16 protein-coding genes and 1 tRNA gene are annotated in these 19,419 nt (G+C 62.6%); 5 read left to right on the top strand and 12 right to left on the bottom strand.

Annotation, left to right across the window (positions count from 1 at the left end; translation table 11 throughout):
• Positions 1-112: 112 nt before the first annotated feature.
• Together ftsH and BMW76_RS17330 are read right to left on the bottom strand one after the other, a co-directional pair.
• Positions 113-2,002: an ATP-dependent zinc metalloprotease FtsH gene (gene ftsH, locus BMW76_RS17335; RefSeq protein ID WP_090867143.1), complete on the bottom strand. Its 1,890-nt coding sequence runs from the start codon at positions 2,000-2,002 to the stop codon at positions 113-115.
• Positions 2,003-2,188: 186 nt separating this feature from the next.
• The gene (locus BMW76_RS17330; protein WP_090867141.1) at positions 2,189-2,851 is read right to left on the bottom strand and encodes an RlmE family RNA methyltransferase; all 663 of its coding nucleotides are present in this window, start codon (positions 2,849-2,851) and stop codon (positions 2,189-2,191) included.
• Between the two features lie 260 nt (positions 2,852-3,111).
• Here BMW76_RS17330 and BMW76_RS17325 point away from each other — a divergent pair, with 260 nt between their 5' ends.
• On the top strand, positions 3,112-3,648 hold the full coding sequence (locus BMW76_RS17325) for a YhbY family RNA-binding protein (protein WP_090867139.1): 537 nt from the start codon (positions 3,112-3,114) through the stop codon (positions 3,646-3,648).
• 158 nt (positions 3,649-3,806) lie between these two features.
• Here BMW76_RS17325 and BMW76_RS17320 read toward each other — a convergent pair whose 3' ends face one another.
• The 7 genes from BMW76_RS17320 to gloB form a co-directional block, all read right to left on the bottom strand.
• The gene (locus BMW76_RS17320; protein ID WP_090867310.1) at positions 3,807-4,313 is read right to left on the bottom strand and encodes a DUF4149 domain-containing protein; all 507 of its coding nucleotides are present in this window, start codon (positions 4,311-4,313) and stop codon (positions 3,807-3,809) included.
• A gap of 19 nt (positions 4,314-4,332) precedes the next feature.
• Positions 4,333-4,809, bottom strand: a complete 477-nt coding sequence (gene greA / locus BMW76_RS17315; RefSeq protein WP_090867137.1) for a transcription elongation factor GreA — start codon at positions 4,807-4,809, stop codon at positions 4,333-4,335.
• A gap of 153 nt (positions 4,810-4,962) precedes the next feature.
• Positions 4,963-8,217 (bottom strand): carbamoyl-phosphate synthase large subunit, encoded by a 3,255-nt coding sequence (carB, locus tag BMW76_RS17310; RefSeq protein WP_090867135.1) that lies wholly within the window; start codon positions 8,215-8,217, stop codon positions 4,963-4,965.
• A 163-nt stretch (positions 8,218-8,380) separates the two neighbouring features.
• Complete coding sequence (carA, locus tag BMW76_RS17305) at positions 8,381-9,535, bottom strand: glutamine-hydrolyzing carbamoyl-phosphate synthase small subunit (protein WP_090867133.1); 1,155 nt, start codon at positions 9,533-9,535, stop codon at positions 8,381-8,383.
• 433 nt (positions 9,536-9,968) lie between these two features.
• Positions 9,969-11,243 (bottom strand): MFS transporter, encoded by a 1,275-nt coding sequence (locus BMW76_RS17300; RefSeq protein ID WP_090867131.1) that lies wholly within the window; start codon positions 11,241-11,243, stop codon positions 9,969-9,971.
• A gap of 248 nt (positions 11,244-11,491) precedes the next feature.
• The gene (locus BMW76_RS17295) at positions 11,492-13,177 is read right to left on the bottom strand and encodes a transglycosylase SLT domain-containing protein (protein WP_090867307.1); all 1,686 of its coding nucleotides are present in this window, start codon (positions 13,175-13,177) and stop codon (positions 11,492-11,494) included.
• Positions 13,178-13,331: 154 nt separating this feature from the next.
• Entirely contained in the window at positions 13,332-14,123 is a 792-nt protein-coding gene (gene gloB, locus BMW76_RS17290; RefSeq protein WP_090867303.1) for a hydroxyacylglutathione hydrolase, read from the bottom strand.
• Positions 14,124-14,142: 19 nt separating this feature from the next.
• Here gloB and BMW76_RS17285 point away from each other — a divergent pair, with 19 nt between their 5' ends.
• From BMW76_RS17285 to BMW76_RS17270, 4 genes are all read left to right on the top strand, one after another.
• Entirely contained in the window at positions 14,143-14,958 is an 816-nt protein-coding gene (locus BMW76_RS17285; protein WP_090867129.1) for a class I SAM-dependent methyltransferase, read from the top strand.
• Entirely contained in the window at positions 14,955-15,401 is a 447-nt protein-coding gene (gene rnhA, locus BMW76_RS17280) for a ribonuclease HI (protein WP_090867127.1), read from the top strand. Before BMW76_RS17285 ends, rnhA begins: the two co-directional genes overlap by 4 nt.
• A gap of 64 nt (positions 15,402-15,465) precedes the next feature.
• Positions 15,466-16,215, top strand: coding sequence for a DNA polymerase III subunit epsilon (gene dnaQ, locus BMW76_RS17275; protein ID WP_090867125.1), 750 nt, complete (start codon positions 15,466-15,468; stop codon positions 16,213-16,215).
• A 48-nt stretch (positions 16,216-16,263) separates the two neighbouring features.
• Positions 16,264-16,338 (top strand) — tRNA-Val (locus BMW76_RS17270).
• Positions 16,339-16,422: 84 nt separating this feature from the next.
• On the opposite strand, the gene BMW76_RS17265 is transcribed toward BMW76_RS17270, so the two are convergent.
• The 3 genes from BMW76_RS17265 to BMW76_RS17255 all read right to left on the bottom strand — a co-directional run bounded on the left by BMW76_RS17265 (position 16,423) and on the right by BMW76_RS17255 (position 19,150).
• Positions 16,423-16,878 carry a DUF2214 family protein gene (locus tag BMW76_RS17265; protein ID WP_090867123.1) on the bottom strand — a complete coding sequence of 152 codons (456 nt, stop codon included), beginning with the start codon at positions 16,876-16,878 and terminating at the stop codon, positions 16,423-16,425.
• 88 nt (positions 16,879-16,966) lie between these two features.
• On the bottom strand, positions 16,967-17,833 hold the full coding sequence (locus tag BMW76_RS17260) for a hypothetical protein (protein ID WP_090867121.1): 867 nt from the start codon (positions 17,831-17,833) through the stop codon (positions 16,967-16,969).
• A gap of 252 nt (positions 17,834-18,085) precedes the next feature.
• A complete protein-coding gene (locus tag BMW76_RS17255; protein ID WP_090867119.1) occupies positions 18,086-19,150 on the bottom strand; it encodes a glycosyltransferase family 4 protein in 1,065 nt (354 codons plus the stop codon).
• Positions 19,151-19,419: the final 269 nt, after the last annotated feature.

The raw sequence follows: 19,419 nt of genomic DNA, 5'->3' as shown, positions 1-19,419 counted from the left end.
TACGAAGAAGTTAGTGGGGATCGCGACAAAACCGCGCTGCGCGTAGCAGCATTAGAAATGAAAACGGGCCGGTGTGCAGCACACCGGCCCGTATAAACGACTCAACCCGTCATCAAGCAGGAGCGGTCGCGCTGCCCGGCTTCACTTCCGCGCCCGGGCTGCTGCCACCCGACGATGCATCGCCGGGAGACGGCGTGCTCTTCGGCGAGCGCGGCGGACGGCCCGCCATGATGTCGTTGATCTGATCGGCGTCGATCGTTTCCCATTCCATCAGCGCGGCGGTCATCGCTTCGACCTTGTCGCGGTTCTCTTCCAGCAAACGCTTCGCGAGGTTGTACTGCTCGTCGAGCACGCGACGGATTTCCGAATCGACCTTCTGTTGCGTCGCCTCCGAAATCGAACGCGTGAAGCCGCGGCCGAACGGCGACTGGTCGTTCTCGTCGTCGACATAGACCATCGGTCCAAGCGCGTCGGTCATGCCGAAACGGGCGACCATCGCGCGCGCCGTGGACGTCGCCTTGTTGAAGTCGTCCGATGCGCCCGTGCTGATCAGGTTCAGGAACAGTTCTTCCGCAACGCGACCGCCGAACAGAATGGCGAGACGATCCAGCAGATAATCCTTCGAATACGTTTCGTTGTCGTGCTCCGGCAACTGCCACGTCACGCCCAGCGCACGGCCGCGCGGAATGATCGTGACCTTGTGCACGGGGTCGGCCTTCGGCAGCAGCTTTGCGATCACTGCGTGGCCCGACTCGTGGTAAGCCGTCGCGCGCTTCGCGTCTTCACGGATCACCGCCGACTTGCGCTCCGGACCCATGAAGATCTTGTCCTTCGCGTCTTCGAAGTCCTGCATTTCGACGATACGCTTGCCGCGACGCGCGGCGAACAGCGCCGCTTCGTTCACGAGGTTCGCGAGGTCGGCGCCCGAGAAGCCCGGCGTGCCGCGCGCGATTACCGCTGCGTCGACATCGTTCGCAATCGGCACCTTGCGCAGGTGCACCTTCATGATGTGCTCGCGGCCACGGATATCGGGCAGACCAACATACACCTGGCGGTCGAAACGGCCCGGACGCAGCAGCGCCTTGTCCAGCACATCGGAACGGTTCGTCGCAGCAATCACGATTACACCCGAGTTCGCCTCGAAGCCATCCATTTCGACGAGCATCTGGTTCAGCGTCTGTTCGCGTTCGTCATTGCCGCCGCCCATGCCGGCGCCGCGATGACGGCCCACCGCGTCGATTTCGTCGATGAACACGATGCAGGGTGCGTGCTTCTTCGCCTGCTCGAACATGTCGCGCACGCGGGCCGCGCCCACGCCGACGAACATTTCGACGAAGTCCGAACCCGAAATGCTGAAGAACGGCACCTTTGCTTCACCGGCGATGGCGCGCGCCAGCAGCGTCTTACCCGTTCCCGGCGGGCCGACCAGCAGCACGCCGCGCGGGATGCGGCCGCCCAGCTTCTGGAACTTCTGCGGGTCGCGCAGGAAGTCGACCAGTTCAGAGACTTCTTCCTTGGCCTCGTCGCAGCCAGCGACATCTGAGAAGTTGATCGCGTTGTTGTTCTCATCGATGAGACGCGCCCGGGATTTACCGAACGAGAAGGCACCGCCTTTCCCGCCTCCCTGCATCTGCCTCATCATGTAGAACCAGAACCCGATGATCAGGATCGTCGGCCCGAGGTAATACAGCGCGGACACCAGCGCGTTCGGCTCGTCATCGGCCTTGCCGCTGACCTGCACGCCATACTTCATCAGGTCGCCGACCATCCAGATGTCGCCCGGCGACACGATCTGATATTTCTGACCGTCCGCTGGCGTCACCGTGAGGTTGCGCCCCTGGACGATCACGCTCTTGACCTTGCCGCTTTTCGCGTCGTCCATGAACTGCGAATAAGAAACGCCTTCCTGGACACGGGGCTTGTCGAACTGCTTGAACACCGTAAACAGCACCAGTGCGATTACCAGCCACACTGCTGCTTTCGAAAACATGTTGTTGTTCAAAGCACCACTCCTTCACTCATAGACAAGCGCCTACATTTGCCTTGCGGCACCACTCAGGCATTCTAATCCCTTCCGGGGACCCCTGCCATAAGCATTCACTACCGCATAAATAGCGTACCGCGCAATCTCAGCGCTCTTATTTTCCGGCGTACCGGAATGCGGGCTCACATATCACTGGACCCTTTTTCAACGTGGCCGTTTCAGATGCTTGCCCAAAATAAACGTCTCGGACGACTTGTCCCGGGATGCTTTCGGCTTGCGCGCGCCCACCGTCTTAAACTGGTGCTTGAACTTTTCGACAATCTGGCTATAACCGCTGCCGTGAAAGCATTTGACTAAAAGGGCACCATCGGGTTTCAGGTGGTTTTGGGCGAATTCCAGTGCGAGGTCGCATACATGCTCGATTCGCGCTGCGTCCGCCACCGCCACTCCGGACAGGTTGGGCGCCATATCCGAAATTACAAGATCAACCGCGCGATCTCCGACGAATTCCTCCAATTGCTGGAGGACATCGTCCTCGCGGAAGTCGCCCTGGATGAAGTGCACGTCGGCGATCGGCTCCATCGGCAGCAGATCGAGCGCGATGATTGTGCCGTCGATCCCGCCTTCGCGTTGCGCGTCGCGGTGCTTGCCCTGCGCAAGCTTGTTGCGCACGTACTGGCTCCAGCTGCCGGGCGCCGCGCCCAGATCGACGATGATCTGGCCGGGGCGGATCAGCTTGTCCTGCTCGTCGATTTCCTTCAGCTTATAGGCTGCGCGGGCGCGATAACCCTCCCGCTGCGCCATTTTTACGTACGGATCGTTGATGTGGTCGTGCAGCCACGACTGGTTGAAGCGGTTTTTTGCCATTAAACGTTGAACTCTTGCTACGTGATGCTGCGCTTTTAGCGGATAATACGCGTTTAATTTGCGCGGCTGCGGCCTAGCCGTCTTCCGCGCTCGTGATTCTGCTTGCGGTCCGCGCTGCCGTCCTGTTCATGCTGACGCCAGCGCCGTGTTCATCGCAGTTATCTGCGCAGTTTTCTTTTTCTCGCGCGCGCCTCGCTGAATTGCGGACCGACGGGTCCGAGCCGCAGGCGATGCCATTTTAGTCGAGTCTTCAACTTTCCATGCCAGCCCTCAAAGTTTCTTCCGAACAACGCGCCGAATTGCGCTCCCAGGCTCACGCACTCAAGCCGGTCGTGATCGTCGGCGCCGAAGGGCTGACCGACGCTGTGCTGGCCGAAATCAAGGTCAATCTGAAGGCGCACCAGCTGATCAAGATCCGCGTATTCGGCGACGAACGCGAAGAGCGCGTCGCAATTTACGAAGAGATCTGCGATCAGCTGAATGCGGCACCCATCCAGCATATCGGCAAGCTGCTCGTGATCTGGAAGCCCGAATCGACGCGGGCCGAACGAGCACCTGCTGCAAAATCGAAGCGCGCCGCGCTGCCGAGCGCGCGTGAGGCCATCTCGGAAGAGCCGGCGAAGAAAGGCGCCGCGCCGCGCGTCGTCAAGGTCATCAAGGCGACCGACAACCCGATGCGCCGTCCGAAGCCGCAAAAAGTACTCGTGCGCGGCAACGAGCGCGTGACGGCTGGCGGCAACATCAAGAAAGCGAAGAAACGCCAGACGAGCGCAAAGCGCATGCATCAGACGAAGTAAATCTGGAGTGGAGTGGCGCGGCGATCCGAATCGTCACTTGGACTGTGCTATTCGACCCGCGATTGCAGGCCGTCGCCTCATGCGGCGATCGGCCGCGCTCCGTGGGGGACTTGCGAACGTCAATCAGCCTTGCGGGCCAAGTTCGCCTGCTGAGCAGCTTACCCAGCCGTCCTGCCCGCGACGCGCCCCGCGCCCTGCTCCGCCACGAGATTCGAGCCCGCCGGCAATTTCCACGCGAGCACGATGCCCAACAGACTTTCGATCAGATAGAACACGCTCGACACGCCGTGCAGCATGCCGAAACGGCTTGCATAAACGGAGTGGCCGACGTCCGTGCCTGCTTCCTGCGCAGCGATGCGCAGCGCATTCATAAACGGCTGCAGCGCGAAGTAACCAACCAGCACGCAGACCAGCATGCCGGCGATCAGCCAGCGCAGACGCCGATACGCATCGCCGCCGCGCCGGATCAGCACATTGCACAGCGCGAGCAGCAATACGCCGCATACCACGCCGATCACGCCTTCGATCCGGAACAGCTGCGCCGCGACCGCGCCCGCCGTCATCCGGTCGAGCGACGTGAACAGCACGGGCGCCACCGCATAGCCGATCGTCAGCAAACTGCCGACCCAAATGACGGTGAGCAGCCTGAACAGACGATGCGGCATCGAAGACACGACAGCAGCCTCAGACGTAGCGGACCGCGATGATTTCGTACTCGCGCACGCCGCCCGGCGCCTGCACCGCCGCGACATCGCCCTCCGACTTGCCGATCAGCGCGCGCGCAATCGGCGAGCTGACGGAGATGAGGCCGTGCTCGAGATCGGCTTCGTCGTCGCCGACGATCTGATAAGTCACCTCATTGCCCGAATCCAGATCTTCCAGATCGACCGTGGCGGCAAACACGACGCGGCCATCGGCCTCGAGCGCGGCGGGATCGATGATTTGCGCCGCTGCCAGCTTCGATTCGATTTCAGCGATACGGCCTTCGATAAAGCCCTGCTTTTCTTTCGCAGCGTCGTACTCGGCGTTTTCCGACAAGTCACCTTGGGCGCGCGCTTCCGCAATCGAACTGATGACGGCGGGACGTTCGACCGACTTGAGGCGCTGCAACTCGTCGCGCAGCTGATCTGCGCCGCGCTTCGTCAATGGAATAGTGCTCATAAACAGCTCTTGTGGCAAAAAACAGCCATAAAAAAAATCACCGCGGTTAAGTGCATCCCATACCGGCGCTGGAGCGTGGCGCAAAGCCCGATCTGGCACCTCAGGGACGCCGCTTAACCGCGGCACTTACGTCTTGGACAGAACTCTGAAGCCTTAGTTTAGGCGAGCATGGAGTCCTTGTAAATCATAGACTTCCAGGTCCTTCAGATACCGCAGGCCTTCGACGGCCGCGCGCGCGCCCGACATTGTCGTGTAGTAAGTGACCTTGTTCGCCTGAGCGCTCATGCGAATCGAACGCGAATCGGCGATCGCGGCGCGCGTTTCGTCGACGGTCGTGAAGACGAGCGCGATCTCGCCGTTCTTGATCATGTCGACGATGTGCGGACGGCCGTCCTTCACCTTGTTCACGACGCGCACGGGCACGCCCGCCGCTTCGATCGCCGCCGCCGTACCCTTCGTCGCGACGAGCGGATAGCCCAGCTCATGCAGCATGCGAGCGACCTCGACGGCCTTCGGCTTGTCGGCGTCCATCACGGTCAACAGCACCGTGCCCGATTCCGGCAGACGCGAACCCGCCGCGAGCTGCGACTTGAAGAGCGCTTCGCCAAACGTGCGGCCGACGCCCATTACTTCGCCCGTCGAGCGCATTTCAGGTCCGAGCACGGGGTCCACGGTCGGGAATTTGACGAACGGGAACACCGCTTCCTTCACGCTGAAATACGGCGGCTCGACTTCCTTCGTAACGCCCTGCTGCGCAAGCCTCTGGCCGACCATCGCGCGCGCCGCGATCTTCGCGAGCGGCAGGCTCGTCGCCTTCGACACGTACGGCACCGTACGCGACGCACGCGGGTTCACTTCGAGCACGTAGATGATGTCCTGCTTCGAGCCGTCCGCTTGTGCGACCTGCTGGATCGCGAACTGCACGTTCATCAGGCCGACCACATTCAGCGCCTTCGCCATCGCGCCCGTCTGGCGCTTCAGCTCGTCAACCGTTTCTTTCGACAGCGAATAGGGCGGCAGCGAGCACGCCGAGTCGCCCGAGTGCACACCCGCTTGCTCGATGTGCTCCATCACGCCGCCGATGAACACCGTGTCGCCGTCCGAAATGCAGTCGACATCGCATTCGATCGCATCGTTCAGGAAGCGGTCGAGCAGCACGGGCGAATCGTTCGATACCTTCACGGCCTCGCGCATGTAGCGCTCGAGATCGCGCGGCTCGTGGACGATCTCCATCGCGCGGCCGCCGAGCACGTACGACGGACGCACGACGAGCGGATAGCCGATTTCGTCGGCGAGCTTCAGCGCTTCGTCTTCCGCGCGCGCGGTGCGATTGGGCGGCTGACGCAGATTCAGGTCGTGCAGCAGCTTCTGGAAACGCTCGCGGTCTTCCGCGGCATCGATCATGTCGGGCGACGTGCCGACGATGGGTACACCGTTCGCTTCGAGATCGAGCGCGAGCTTCAGCGGCGTCTGGCCACCGTACTGGACGATCACGCCGAGCGGCTTTTCCTTGTCGACGATTTCGAGCACGTCTTCGAGCGTCAGCGGCTCGAAGTACAGACGGTCCGACGTGTCATAGTCGGTCGAAACGGTCTCGGGGTTGCAGTTGACCATGATCGTTTCGTAACCGTCTTCGCGCATCGCGAGCGCGGCGTGCACGCAGCAGTAGTCGAACTCGATGCCCTGGCCGATCCGGTTCGGGCCACCGCCCAGCACCATGATCTTCTTGTTGTTCGTCGGATTCGCTTCGCACTCTTCCTCGTAGGTCGAGTACATGTACGCGGTCTTCGTCGCGAACTCGGCCGCGCAGGTGTCCACGCGCTTGTACACCGGGCGCACGTTCAGCTCGACGCGGCGCTTGCGCACGTCGTCGCCCGTCGCGCCGAGCAATTTGCCAAGGCGGCGATCAGAAAAACCGCTCTGCTTTAGATAGCGCAACTCTTCCTTCGACAGGCTCGCGAGCGTGCGGCCTTCGAGCGCCTTTTCCTTGCGGACGATTTCTTCGATCTGCGCGAGGAACCACGGATCGATCGACGTTTCCTCGAACACTTCCTGTTGCGTGAGACCCAGACGGAACGCATCGCCGACATACCAGATGCGATCCGGACCGGCTTCGCCGATCTCGCGGATCACTTCGTCGCGGCTCGTGGTCTTTTCGTCGAGGCCGTCGACGCCGACTTCGAGGCCGCGCAACGCCTTCTGGAACGATTCCTGGAACGTGCGGCCAATCGCCATCACTTCGCCGACCGACTTCATCTGCGTGGTCAGACGTGGATCGGCTTCGCGGAACTTCTCGAACGCGAAGCGCGGAATTTTCGTGACGACATAGTCGATGGTCGGCTCGAACGAAGCCGGCGTCTGTCCGCCCGTGATTTCGTTCTTGAGTTCATCGAGCGTGTAGCCGACGGCGAGCTTCGCTGCGACCTTCGCGATCGGGAAGCCCGTCGCCTTCGATGCCAGCGCCGACGAACGCGACACGCGCGGATTCATTTCGATGACGATCATCCGGCCGTCTTTCGGATTGATCGAGAACTGCACGTTCGAGCCGCCCGTGTCCACGCCGATCTCGCGCAGCACCGCGAGCGACGCGTTACGCAGGATCTGATATTCCTTGTCGGTGAGCGTCTGCGCCGGCGCGACGGTGATCGAGTCGCCCGTGTGGATGCCCATCGGATCGAGGTTCTCGATCGAGCACACGATGATGCAGTTGTCCTTCTTGTCGCGGACCACTTCCATCTCGTACTCTTTCCAGCCGAGCAGCGATTCTTCGATCAGCAGCTCGCGCGTCGGCGACAGATCCAAGCCGCGTTTGCAGATCTCTTCGAATTCCTCGCGGTTGTACGCGATGCCGCCGCCCGAACCGCCCAGCGTGAACGACGGACGAATGACGATGGGATAGCCGCTGCCGCCCGTGAACGCGGCGATCTCCGCGTGCACCTGCATCGCCTCTTCCATCGAATGCGCGATGCCCGACTTCGCCGAGCCGAGGCCGATCTTCGTCATCGCTTCCTTGAACTTCTGGCGGTCTTCGGCCTTGTCGATCGCTTCCGGCGACGCGCCGATCAGCTCGACGTTGTACTTCTCCAGCACGCCGTGATGATGCAGATCGAGTGCGCAGTTGAGCGCCGTTTGGCCGCCCATCGTCGGCAGGATCGCGTCCGGGCGCTCCTTCGCGATGATGCGCTCGACCACTTCCCACGTGATCGGCTCGATGTACGTGACGTCGGCCGTGTTCGGGTCGGTCATGATCGTCGCCGGATTGCTGTTGACGAGAATGACCTTGTAGCCTTCCTCACGCAGCGCCTTGCACGCCTGCGCGCCCGAGTAATCGAACTCGCACGCCTGGCCGATGATGATCGGACCCGCGCCGATGATGAGGATGCTCTTGATGTCTGTCCGCTTGGGCATAACGCTCTCGCTAATGTATTCCTGAGTTCTTTCCGTTGGCGCGCCGGCGGTGTGTCGTTCGGACCTGGCCCAAATGGGCCAGCCGTTCGGCGTCGCGGGGCGCGCTCTTTTCTATCTTCTATCGCTGTTCGCGAGCGGCTGCTGCCGGCGCTGCTCTCGACGCTTACGCCGCCGCCGACTTCTTGCCCTTCTGCTGGTCCATCAACGCAGTGAAGCGATCGAAGAGATATGCGATATCGTGCGGACCGGGCGACGCTTCCGGGTGGCCCTGGAAGCAGAACGCCGGCTTGTCCGTCAGCGCGAAGCCTTGCAGCGTGCCGTCGAACAGCGATACGTGCGTGACCTTTGCGTTGGCGGGCAGCGTATTGGCGTCGACTGCGAAGCCGTGGTTCTGCGACGTGATCACGACGCGGCCGTCGTCGAGATCCTTCACCGGATGGTTCGCGCCGTGGTGGCCCGTCTTCATCTTCATCGTCTTCGCGCCGACAGCGAGACCCATGATCTGATGGCCGAGGCAGATGCCGAACGTCGGAATGCCGCGCTCGATGAACTCGCGGGTTGCGGCGATTGCGTAATCGCACGGCTCCGGGTCGCCAGGGCCATTCGACAGGAAGATGCCGTCCGGATTCAGCGCGAGCGCATCGGCTGCCGTTGCTTGCGCCGGCAGCACCGTGACGTGGCAGCCGCGTTCTGCGAGCATCCGCAGGATGTTGTACTTCACGCCGTAGTCGAACGCGACAACGCGATAGCGCGGCGTGTTCTGCATGCCGTAGCCGCTGCCGAGACGCCATTCCGTCTGCTTCCACTCGTACGGCTTTTGCGTCGACACGACCTTCGCGAGGTCCATGCCCGCGAGGCCCGGGAATGAGCGAGCGAGTTCGATTGCCTTCGCTTCGTCATCGGAGCCTGCGAGAATCGCGCCGTTTTGCGCGCCCTTGTCGCGCAGCACGCGCGTGAGCTTGCGGGTGTCGATACCGGCGATTGCGACGACGCCTTCGGCCTTCAGGTAATCCGGGAGCGAGCGCTCCATGCGGAAGTTCGACGCGAGCACAGGCAGATCACGGATGATCAGGCCGGCGGCATGGACTTTCGTGGCTTCGACGTCTTCGGCATTCACACCGACATTGCCGATGTGCGGATACGTCAGCGTGACGATCTGGCGCGCGTAGCTGGGGTCGGTCAGGATTTCCTGATAGCCGGTGATGGCCGTATTGAAAACGACTTCGCCGATCGTATGACCGGGCGCGCCGATCGAGTAGCCGCGAAAGACCGTGCCGTCGGCGAGCGCGAGAAGAGCGGGAGAAAATGACGGCAACACGGGAGACTCCTTGGGGGAGCACCCTGTTGCCGACCTGTCTATCCGACCGTGCGGGCCGCAGCGAGGCGCATCGGATGATGCGCGCGCAGGCTCGCTCACGTGTCGCTGTTCGTGGCATCGCGGCGGGCACTGCAGACGTGCAATCGGCCCATTGTGTAGGCGGATTGGCTGTCTGCGGGCCGCTGGCGACGGTAGCCGGTGCGTTCACGAAAGCTTGAGCGGAACTACTACCGGGTTGACTACGATACGCGGCGGATGAACGGTGTAGGAGAGGTAGGCGCTAGGGTGCGGGTTGATAAGCTCAAACCTTGAAATTATAGCCTGAAATGACCCTTCTCTTCAAATCCGAGATGGGCGGCAACCGGGCCGACGCGGCCTATACAAGCCCGGCAGGGGCGATGCACTTGCGATCGACGCGGCCCGCATGGCCGTTTCATTCAATGTCAGAATACGCCTGCGAGCCGTGCGGTTGGCGCTCACCGTGGATGTGCGAAGGGCTTTTCGCGAGCACGCGGCTCGGCAGCACATACCAGACGGCGCTTGCCAGCTGAAGCGCGACGAGAATCCCCCACGCCGTCAGATGCGCGACGGGCGGATAGTGGCCGCCGACGGGTGTCCACATCGACAGCACCGCGCCCACGCCGATCTGAAAACCGAAGATCAGCAGAAAAATAATCAGCGTCAGCGTCGTATTCGCACGGCCGATCAGATGCGACGGAAAATGGCGCGCGAGTACCGCGTAACTCAGAATGCCCACGCCGCCGAAAATCCCATAAGCCGCCCACAGCAGACCCGCCGGCAGCGGCGCGCGCAGGATGATCAAAAGTTGCGTGACGACGAAAAGCGCCATCCCCACGCCGCAAAACGCATACAGCGACAGCCCGCGCCGCTCCATGCTGCGCGCCGCCGCGCCGAAGCCCACGCAGCCCGCCATCATCGCGAAGCCCAGCACCGAGACGAGCGCCGCCGCCTCGTGCGGCTGAAAGCCCGATACGTCGCGCAACCACGCACCGACCCACAACGACTGCATCGCGTAGAACACACCTTGCGTGACGACCGAGAACGACCCGATTTTCCAGAACGCCGCGCTGCGCAGAATGTGCCACGTGCCCTTGAACTGGCTGACGAGACCCGCCTGGTGGCGAGCCTCCTTCTTTTCGGGCGCGAACATCCACAGCAGCGCCGCCACGATGATCGTCAGGACGACGAGCGCGAAACAGACGGCGCGCCAACTCGCGAACGTCAGCACCCACGTCAACGGAGAGCCGACGACGACGCCGCCCAAACCGCCGACGGCCATCACGAGCCCGTTCATCAACGGCAGGCGCGCGGCCGGAAAGTGCTGCGCGAGCGCCTTGAACGCCGCGCCCAGGCACACCGACACGCCTACGCCGATCAGCAGCCGCCCCGCCATCATCGCGCCGACACTGTGCGCCGCGCCGAACACGCCGATGCCCGCGGCGGCGAAGACCAGCATGCCCGCCGTCACGCGACGCGGGCCGTAATGGTCGAGCAGGACGCCCGCCGGCAGTTGAGCACCCGCGAAGCCGAGGAAATAGAGACTGGTCAGCAAGCCGAGATCGGTGGCCGTGAGTCCCAACTCATGCGTGATCAGCGGCGCAAAGCCGAGGTTCACGCCCCGAAAAACATACGAGACGAAGTAACCGGCGGAGAACAGCAGGAAGACACGAAGGGGCGTCGATGACATGAGGCATCAGCAAGACGGTCTGGCGGACCCGAGCGTGAACGATAGCGGCAATCGCGCCCATCGTGGCGCAAGACCGCGCGGCCCGTGCGGGAAACGCGCCAGTGGCTGTCAGCCGAAACGAAAAACGCAAATGAAAAACGCCGTCACCTAGGTGACGGCGTTCAGGAAAACGAGGAGAGATCGGAGCGCACTTCACGCGCTGCCCCCGCAGCGCACATTCGGTCGTCCTCGAAAAGGCCGCTTGTTGTCTACTTGCCCTTCTTCGCGCTGGCCGAGACTTTGTGGCGGCTCGAAGTCTCGCCCTTCGACGCCTTGCCGGCCGATTCTGCCGAGACCTTCGTCATCTTGCCCTTGGCGGCCGCCGGCTTGCTCGACTTGCCGACCGGCTCCGAAACCTTGACGACGCCCGAGTGGCCACGGCCGCGTTTCTTGTCGTATCGCGACTCGGAGCGCGAGTCTGCAATCTGGGCGCCAGTCCGCTCGACGCCACCGCCGACAGGCACCGTCGCCAGCTTCTGCGGGCCCGGTTCGGCCGGCATCGCCTTGCCGACGGGCACATGCAGCACGATCACCTGGCCCGGCATCACGACGTCGCGCCGCGTACGGTTCCATGCCTTGAGCTGCCCGATCGACACGTCGTAGCGGTCCGCGATCAGCGCCATCGACTGCTTGCGGCGCACGCGGATCAGCATCTTGCGCGTGTCGGGCACGTCCGGCTCCATCGCGAGCACGGCGCTTTCGGCGACATCGGCGCTGATGTCTTCGTCGTCATCGTCGGCGCGCGGCACGACGATCGTCGAACCAGGCTTCAGGCGCATGCCCGCCGGAATCTTGTTGACGGCCATCAGCGTGTCGGCGTCGACGCCAATCTTCTCCGCGATCGCAGCCGGACGCGAGCGCTCCGTGACCGTGTAGGTCGTCCACGACGACAGCGAGCCCGAGTACGACTTCAGGTTGCGCTCGAAAGCGCTGGCGTTGTCGAACGGCAGCAGGATCTGTGGCTGCGTCGCGCCCAGAATGACCGGCTTCTTGAACGACGGGTTCAGCGAACGGAACTCGTCCGGCGTCATGTTCGCGAGCTTCGCCGCCGTATCGACGTCGATGTCATGCGAAGTCGTGACCGTCACGAAATACGGGTGGTTCGGAATGGACGGCAGCGCGAGCCCGTATACCTGCGGATTCGTCACGATGTTCTTGACGGCCTGCAGCTTGGGCACATAGTTGCGCGTTTCCATCGGCATGCGCAGGCTCTGGTAGTCCGTCGGCAGGCCAGCCGCCTCGTTGCGCGCGATCGCCCGCTGCACGTTGCCTTCGCCCCAGTTGTACGCGGCGAGCGCCAGATACCAGTCGCCGAACATATCGTGCAGACGCGACAGGTAGTCGAGCGCCGCGCTCGTGGACGCGAGCACGTCACGGCGCTCGTCCTGCCACATGTTCTGCTTCAGGTTGTACGTGCGGCCCGTGCCGGGCACGAACTGCCACATGCCCGCGGCCTTCGCGACCGACAGCGCCTGCGGGTTGTACGCGGACTCGATGAACGGCAGAAGCGCCAGCTCGGTCGGCATGTGGCGCGCTTCCAGTTCTTCGACGATGTGATACAGGTATTTCTGCGACCGCTCGGTCATGCGCTGGACGTAATCCGGACGCTGCGCATACCAGTTCGCCTGCATGTCGACGAGGTCGCTCTGCAGGTCGGGAATCTGAAAACCACGACGGATACGGCCCCAGAGATCGGAGTCCTCGCTCGTCAACTGGTCGACGGAGCTCTGGTCGACGTTGATCGTTTCTTTGGCGGTGGCGGTCTTGCGAAGGGTGTCGGCTACGGCTTGCTGGCTAGCGGGATTGGAAGCAGTTGAAAGGCTGTTCGTCGTTGGCCCCTGGCTCGCGCAAGCGGCGAGCATCAGGACCAATAACGCGCTAAAGATAAATCTCATGAACGTCTCGGCTTCCAAAGGACTGGAATTTGCAGCCGATAGTACGAAAGTGCGCCTTTTCCGTCAATCGGAAAAACGTGAAAAACGCCGCGAAATCTGGAGCTTGGCGTTTTTTTCTATGATTCGGATGAGCATGCCCCCATGATTTGCCAGGTTAGCGGAACCTGTTCTTCCATTCACGCATCAGCGTGAAAGCGGCCAGCCGGTCAGGCACCGATTCGTGCAGCTGTTCGGCGAGCGTCGCCTGGACGGCCGGCTCGCCCGCGCGCAGAAACGGGTTGACGGCGCGTTCGTGAGCGATCGTCGTGGGCAGCGTCGGGATGTGGCGCGTGCGCAGTGCCGTCGCCTCGTCGCGCCAGGTTTGCAGCCTCGCGTTGTCCGGCTCGCACGCAAGCGCAAAGCGGATGTTCGACAGCGTGTATTCGTGCGCGCAATGGACTTCCGTTTCGCCGGGCAGGGAAGCGAGCGCGTCGAGCGACTTCAGCATCTGCCCCGGCGTGCCTTCGAACAGCCGGCCGCAGCCGCAGGCGAACAGCGTGTCGCCGCAGAACACATGCGGCGTGCCGCGCGGGTCGGTGCTCTGGAAGTACGCGATATGGCCGCTCGTATGGCCCGGCACGTCGAGAATCGTGAAGTCGAGTGGCGGCGCGTCGATGTGTACGGCGTCGCCGTTTTGGAGCCGCGTGGTCAGCCAGGGAATCGCTTCTCCCGCGGGACCGTAGACGGGCACATCCTGGCCATCCAGCAGATCGGCCACTCCGCCGACGTGGTCGGCATGATGGTGCGTGAGTAAAATAGCGCTCAGCCGCCATCCCCGTTTTGCCAGATAAGACTTCACCGGGGCGGCATCGCCCGGATCGACGACCACGGCATGACGGCCGTCCGACACGACCCAGATGTAATTGTCATCGAATGCCGGGACGGGCACGTACTCGAGCGAATTCATAGGCGACGCATTCTTCAACATGTCTGACCGATCGATTATAGACTGGCCTGCCTGGACCACCTCCCCTCCCGGACGCTACGTGCTGGAATGGGAGCAGGCGCAGCTCGACCGCGTCGTGTCCGACGTGTTCGGCTATCACGCGCTGCAACTCGGGTTGCCGCAACTCGATGCGCTGCGCGAGAACCGCATGCCCTGCCGCGGACTCGTGCTCGACGCCGAAAGCGGCGCGAGCGCGCCGTATACGTTTCCGCGCGGCATCGCGGGCGGCCTGCCCGAGCGCCACGCGCCGCCCGGACGAAGCTCCGTCTGGTGCGATCTGCTCGACCTGCCGTTCGAGGCGCAAAGCGTCGATCTGATCGTGATGCCTCACACGCTGGAGTTCACGCGCGATCCCCACCGTCTGCTGCGCGAAGCCGAGCGCGTGCTGATGCCGGAAGGCCAGCTGATTATCCTCGGCTTCAATTCGCTGTCGCTGTGGGGCGCGCGGCAATCTGTCGGCAAGGTGACGGGACGACCGTTCGTGCCCGCCGCGCACGATCTGATCGCCTTCACCCGACTGAAGGACTGGATCAAGCTGCTTGGCTTCGATCTTGATCGCGGACGCTTCGGCTGCTATCGTCCGCCCCTCGTCGGCGAGAAGTGGCTGTCGCGCTATCAGTTCATGGAAGCCGCGGGCGACCGTTGGTGGCCAATCTTCGGCGCTGTCTACATGGTCACGGCGATCAAGCGCGTGCGCGGCATGCGCCTCGTCGGTCCGCTGAAAGTCAAGAAACCGGTGCTGGCCCCTGGCCTGACACCTGCCGCCACACCCAACACACGCAACAAACATCAATGAGTTCTGACCTGATCGAAATCTTCACCGACGGCGCCTGCAAGGGAAACCCCGGCCCCGGCGGCTGGGGCGCATTGCTGCGCTATGGCACGCAGGAAAAGGAACTTTTCGGCGGCGAGGCGAACACGACGAACAACCGGATGGAACTGATGGCCGTGATCGCCGCACTCGAGGCATTGAAGCGTCCGTGCAAGGCGATCGTGCACACGGACTCGCAATACGTGCAGAAAGGCATCAGCGAATGGATTCACGGCTGGAAGAAGAAGAACTGGATGACGGCCGCGAAGTCGCCCGTGAAGAACGCCGATCTGTGGAAGCGGCTCGACGCGCTCACGCAGCAGCATGAACTCGAGTGGCGCTGGGTGAGAGGCCACTCGGGTCATCCCGAGAACGAACGCGCCGATGCGCTCGCCAATCGGGGCGTCGCAATGCTTGCGGATCTGTAGTAGCGGCTCTCACAGCAATCTCGCCTTTCGAGGCATCCCATCAACCAGGCAGGGCAACTCCGACATGCGCCAAATCATCCTTGATACGGAAACCACCGGACTGAATGCAAAGAGCGGCGACCGCATCATCGAAATCGGCTGCGTCGAGCTGGTTAACCGCCGGCTGACAGGCAACAACCTGCACTTCTATGTGAACCCGGAGCGCGACAGCGATCCGGGCGCGCTGGCCGTCCACGGCCTGACGACGGAATTCCTGAGTGACAAGCCCAAGTTCGTGGAGATCGCGGCTGCGCTGCGCGATTTCGTGCAGGGCGCGGAGATCATCATCCACAACGCTCCGTTCGATATCGGCTTTCTCGATGCCGAGTTCGCGCTACTCGGCCTGCCGCCGTTCAGCGAGCATTGCGGCGAAGTGATCGACACGCTCGTGCGCGCCAAGTCGATGTTCCCTGGCAAGCGCAATTCGCTCGATGCGCTGTGCGACCGCTTCGGTATCAGCAACGCACACCGCACGCTGCACGGCGCACTGCTCGACTCGGAACTGCTCGCCGAGGTCTATCTCGCGATGACGCGCGGTCAGGAAAGCCTCGTGATCGACATGATCGGCGAAGCGGCATCTGGCGTTGCGGGCGGCACGAAGCGCGTGAAGCTCGATGAAGTCGAGCTCATCGTGCTCACGGCCACCGGCGATGAGCTCGCTGAACACGAAGCACTGCTCGACGGTCTCGACAAGTCGCTGAAGGGGACGAGCGTGTGGCGAACGCAACCGGCGGCGGAAGATGCATCCGCAACCGCCGATGCGCAAATTGCTTAAAAAGTGCTTGTCGAAGTCTGAAAGACCTGGCATAATGCACAGCTCTTCGGGTGGTTAGCTCAGCGGTAGAGCACTGCCTTCACACGGCAGGGGTCACTGGTTCGATCCCAGTACTACCCACCAGATTCGAAGAAAAGAAGGCCCGGACGGAAACGCCCGGGCCTTTTTCTTTTCTCGCCTCATTTTCCTCATCGATTGTTCGTGCTGTTATGCAGCCGCGCCAATGCCGCGCGCCATGCCCGATGCCGCAAACACCATCACGATCAGCAGAACGGACTGCCAGTGTCCAATGCGTGCAAAGCGCCCCGCGAGCGCGAGGTCTGGCGTATCGCCTTGTTTGACGGCGATGCGCCAGCGGATCAGCGCCATCATCGGCATCACTTCGAGAATCAGGATCAACACGAGCGCCGCCATCTTGATGTGAAAGAGCGGCTCATGCAGGTAGTAATCGGCGCCCTTCTCGAAGCCACCGAAGACGCGCATCAAACCCGTGACGATCAGAACGATGGCCGTGATACCCCAACCGGTGTCCGCGAGAAATACGCGCGACAGATCGGCGGGACCGGACAGCTGCCGCAGCGCCCGCGTGCGTCCGATGATCGACGCGAGCGCGAATCCGTAGCCCAGCAGATGAACAGCGGCAAGCAACCAGCGGATCATCATGGATACCTCCATGTTCGATGCAAAGCGGCCGTTGATGCTTCGGAAACGATACGGCGGCGCAACTGGCGAGAGCCGCGCTCGGGAAAGCTCAGGCCTGACGCAGGTTTGCGTCGAGTGCTCGGGCGGCCACACGATCGCCTTCTGACGAAAGCGGTGCGCGAAACACCGCTTGCCGGTTATGACCGGCAGCGGCGGGCGAATCCCATATGAGTTCGACCTTGGGACGGCGCAACAGCCCACCGACGCCCGCGCGCTCGAGCGTCGCGTGACCGTTCGCGATCGGCGGCACCGTCGCGGGCTGCGCGCCGGACAAATCGACAGATGCGACCGATGGCATCGCGCGCCGCACACCGGAACCGCCCGACGCCACCTCGACCCAGCGCAGCGACAATTCGCGCGCATCGTATTGGCCAAGCTTGCGGCTTTCGGCCCAGACGATGGCCGTACGGGTCACGGCGTCGATCGAGATAGCAAAGCGGCCGATTGCGAAGCGGCGCGCAGCGATATTCGTGCGCCACAGCGCGCGCGGACGGCAGACCCAGACGACGACGGCGTACAACGTAGGCGCCGCGATCAGCCAGCCATTGGTTGCGGCGACGGCATTGAACGCGCGCCGCCAGCCGGCCGCCCAGACAAACGCGCCGACCGACCAGATGGCGAACAGCAGACCAAGAAACGCGAAGAGACGCAGCGCCTGACGCAGCCACTGTGGCAACGGATGAAACGGCCGCTCGGCGCGCGCTTTTGCGCCCGGCAGGAAAATCAGAAGGAACAGGAAGACGAGGTTGATGCACGCCCACGGCGACGACGCCATCGCCTGAAGCGCGGTCAGCGGCTGCATCTCGCCCATCGAGAAGAGCCAGCGAGCCAGTATCACGAGACCGATGGCGCGAAGCGCGAACATCGTGCCGGCACCGGGCACTGCGCTCGCACGCGTCTGTTTCGTTCTCGCCAAAGCACTCTCCTCATATGGACGGGCCGCGCCGGATTTGCGGCACGGCCATTATAGGGATATTACGAATTCGTCTCTCGGTTACAGCCCCGGAACGCACGCTTTCGAGCCATTCGCCCTTACGCCGCGCACCAGCATGCGGCGCAAATGCAACAACGCCCCGCATGTTCGGCACATGCGGGGCGCTGTTGGTGAAAATCGCAACGACCGTCGCGGAACCCGTTACGAAGTCCGGACGGCCCTCGATGACCGCGATCAGCCTGCGTTGACTTCTCGCAGCACCGTGCGGCGCTTCGCACGCAGCATTTCTTCGTACGTCTTCAAATAGTTCTGTGCCATCACCTTCGACGAGAAGCGCGATTCGAACGCCTCGCGCACCTTGGCGCGCGGCAGTTGATCCAGACGCTTGAGGGCTGCGACGGCGCTGATTTCGTCTTCGACGACGAACCCCGACACGCCGTTTTCGATCACTTCCGGCACCGAGCCGCGCTTGAACGCGATCACGGGCGTGCCGCAAGCCATCGCCTCGATCATCACCAGACCGAACGGCTCCGGCCAGTCGATCGGGAACACCAGTGCATGAGCGTTACCGAGGAACTCACGCTTTTCGGCTTCGCCGATTTCGCCGATGTACTCGACGTGCGGGAGCGCCATCAGCGGCTTGATCACTTCTTCGTAATAGGCGCGGTCGGCCTTGTCGATCTTGGCGGCGACCTTGAGCTTCATGCCTGCCTGGCCGGCGATGCGGATCGCGCGGTCGAGGCCCTTCTCCGGCGAGACGCGGCCGAGGAATGCGAGGTAGCCCGGCTCCACGTTGGGGATCGGCGTGAGCACGTTTTCTGGCAGACCGTGATAGACGGTCGACAGCCAGTTGGCCTGTTGCAGCGGCTGGCGCTGGTTGTCCGAGATCGACACGACGGGGACGTCGTTGAACGTGTTGAAGACGGGCTGCAGTTCCGGCAGATCGAGACGGCCGTGCATCGTCGTCAGGAACGGCACCGGCTGGCGCGCGAACAGCGAGAACGGGTAGTAGTCGATGTGAAAATGCAGCACGTCGAATTCGTCCGCGCGGCGGCGCACTTCTTCGAGCAGCAGCATGTGCGGCGCCATCACGTCGCGGATCGTCGGGTCCAGACGCAGAGCCTGCGGCCAGAATGCTTCGAGCTTCGCGGAGGTTTGCGAATCGCCGCTCGCAAAGAGCGTCACGTCGTGACCGAGCTCGACGAGCGCTTCCGTAAGATACGACACCACGCGTTCGGTGCCGCCATAGAGCTTGGGAGGAACCGCCTCGTGCAACGGAGCGATTTGAGCGATTCGCATATGAAGAACTCCTCGTAAAAGATCAGGCAAAAAACTGCGGTTTGGTAAAAGCGACTTCGCTTGCTCGCCAGGGCGCTCGGTTTCGCAAGCAGCATCGAGCTGCGTTGGACACGAGCCTGATTCTTTCGAGAAATTCCTGCGATGGATCGCTTGGGTAAGACGCCAGCTTGGTCAATGTCAAAGTCTGTGCTCTAGCCGTAAACGCGGCTCACATATGGACGTTGACAAACTGTCAGATATTTCCTGACCGGACCGAGCACGCATTATCG

It is taken from the genome of Paraburkholderia diazotrophica (assembly GCF_900108945.1).
GTDB lineage: Bacteria > Pseudomonadota > Gammaproteobacteria > Burkholderiales > Burkholderiaceae > Paraburkholderia > Paraburkholderia diazotrophica.
Note: the sequence above shows the minus strand (reverse complement) of the source record. Positions and strands in the feature narration are given on the sequence as shown.

Bases quoted from the DNA above. Each gene is read 5' to 3' on its own strand.
- BMW76_RS17330 (WP_090867141.1), bottom strand. From the start codon at position 2,851: ATGGCAAAAAACCGCTTCAACCAGTCGTGGCTGCACGACCACATCAAC.
- BMW76_RS17325 (WP_090867139.1), top strand. From the start codon at position 3,112: ATGCCAGCCCTCAAAGTTTCTTCCGAACAACGCGCCGAATTGCGCTCC.
- BMW76_RS17320 (WP_090867310.1), bottom strand. From the start codon at position 4,313: ATGCCGCATCGTCTGTTCAGGCTGCTCACCGTCATTTGGGTCGGCAGT.
- greA (WP_090867137.1), bottom strand. From the start codon at position 4,809: ATGAGCACTATTCCATTGACGAAGCGCGGCGCAGATCAGCTGCGCGAC.
- carB (WP_090867135.1), bottom strand. From the start codon at position 8,217: ATGCCCAAGCGGACAGACATCAAGAGCATCCTCATCATCGGCGCGGGT.
- BMW76_RS17300 (WP_090867131.1), bottom strand. From the start codon at position 11,243: ATGTCATCGACGCCCCTTCGTGTCTTCCTGCTGTTCTCCGCCGGTTAC.
- BMW76_RS17295 (WP_090867307.1), bottom strand. From the start codon at position 13,177: ATGAGATTTATCTTTAGCGCGTTATTGGTCCTGATGCTCGCCGCTTGC.
- gloB (WP_090867303.1), bottom strand. From the start codon at position 14,123: ATGAATTCGCTCGAGTACGTGCCCGTCCCGGCATTCGATGACAATTAC.
- BMW76_RS17285 (WP_090867129.1), top strand. From the start codon at position 14,143: ATGTCTGACCGATCGATTATAGACTGGCCTGCCTGGACCACCTCCCCT.
- rnhA (WP_090867127.1), top strand. From the start codon at position 14,955: ATGAGTTCTGACCTGATCGAAATCTTCACCGACGGCGCCTGCAAGGGA.
- dnaQ (WP_090867125.1), top strand. From the start codon at position 15,466: ATGCGCCAAATCATCCTTGATACGGAAACCACCGGACTGAATGCAAAG.
- BMW76_RS17265 (WP_090867123.1), bottom strand. From the start codon at position 16,878: ATGATGATCCGCTGGTTGCTTGCCGCTGTTCATCTGCTGGGCTACGGA.
- BMW76_RS17255 (WP_090867119.1), bottom strand. From the start codon at position 19,150: ATGCGAATCGCTCAAATCGCTCCGTTGCACGAGGCGGTTCCTCCCAAG.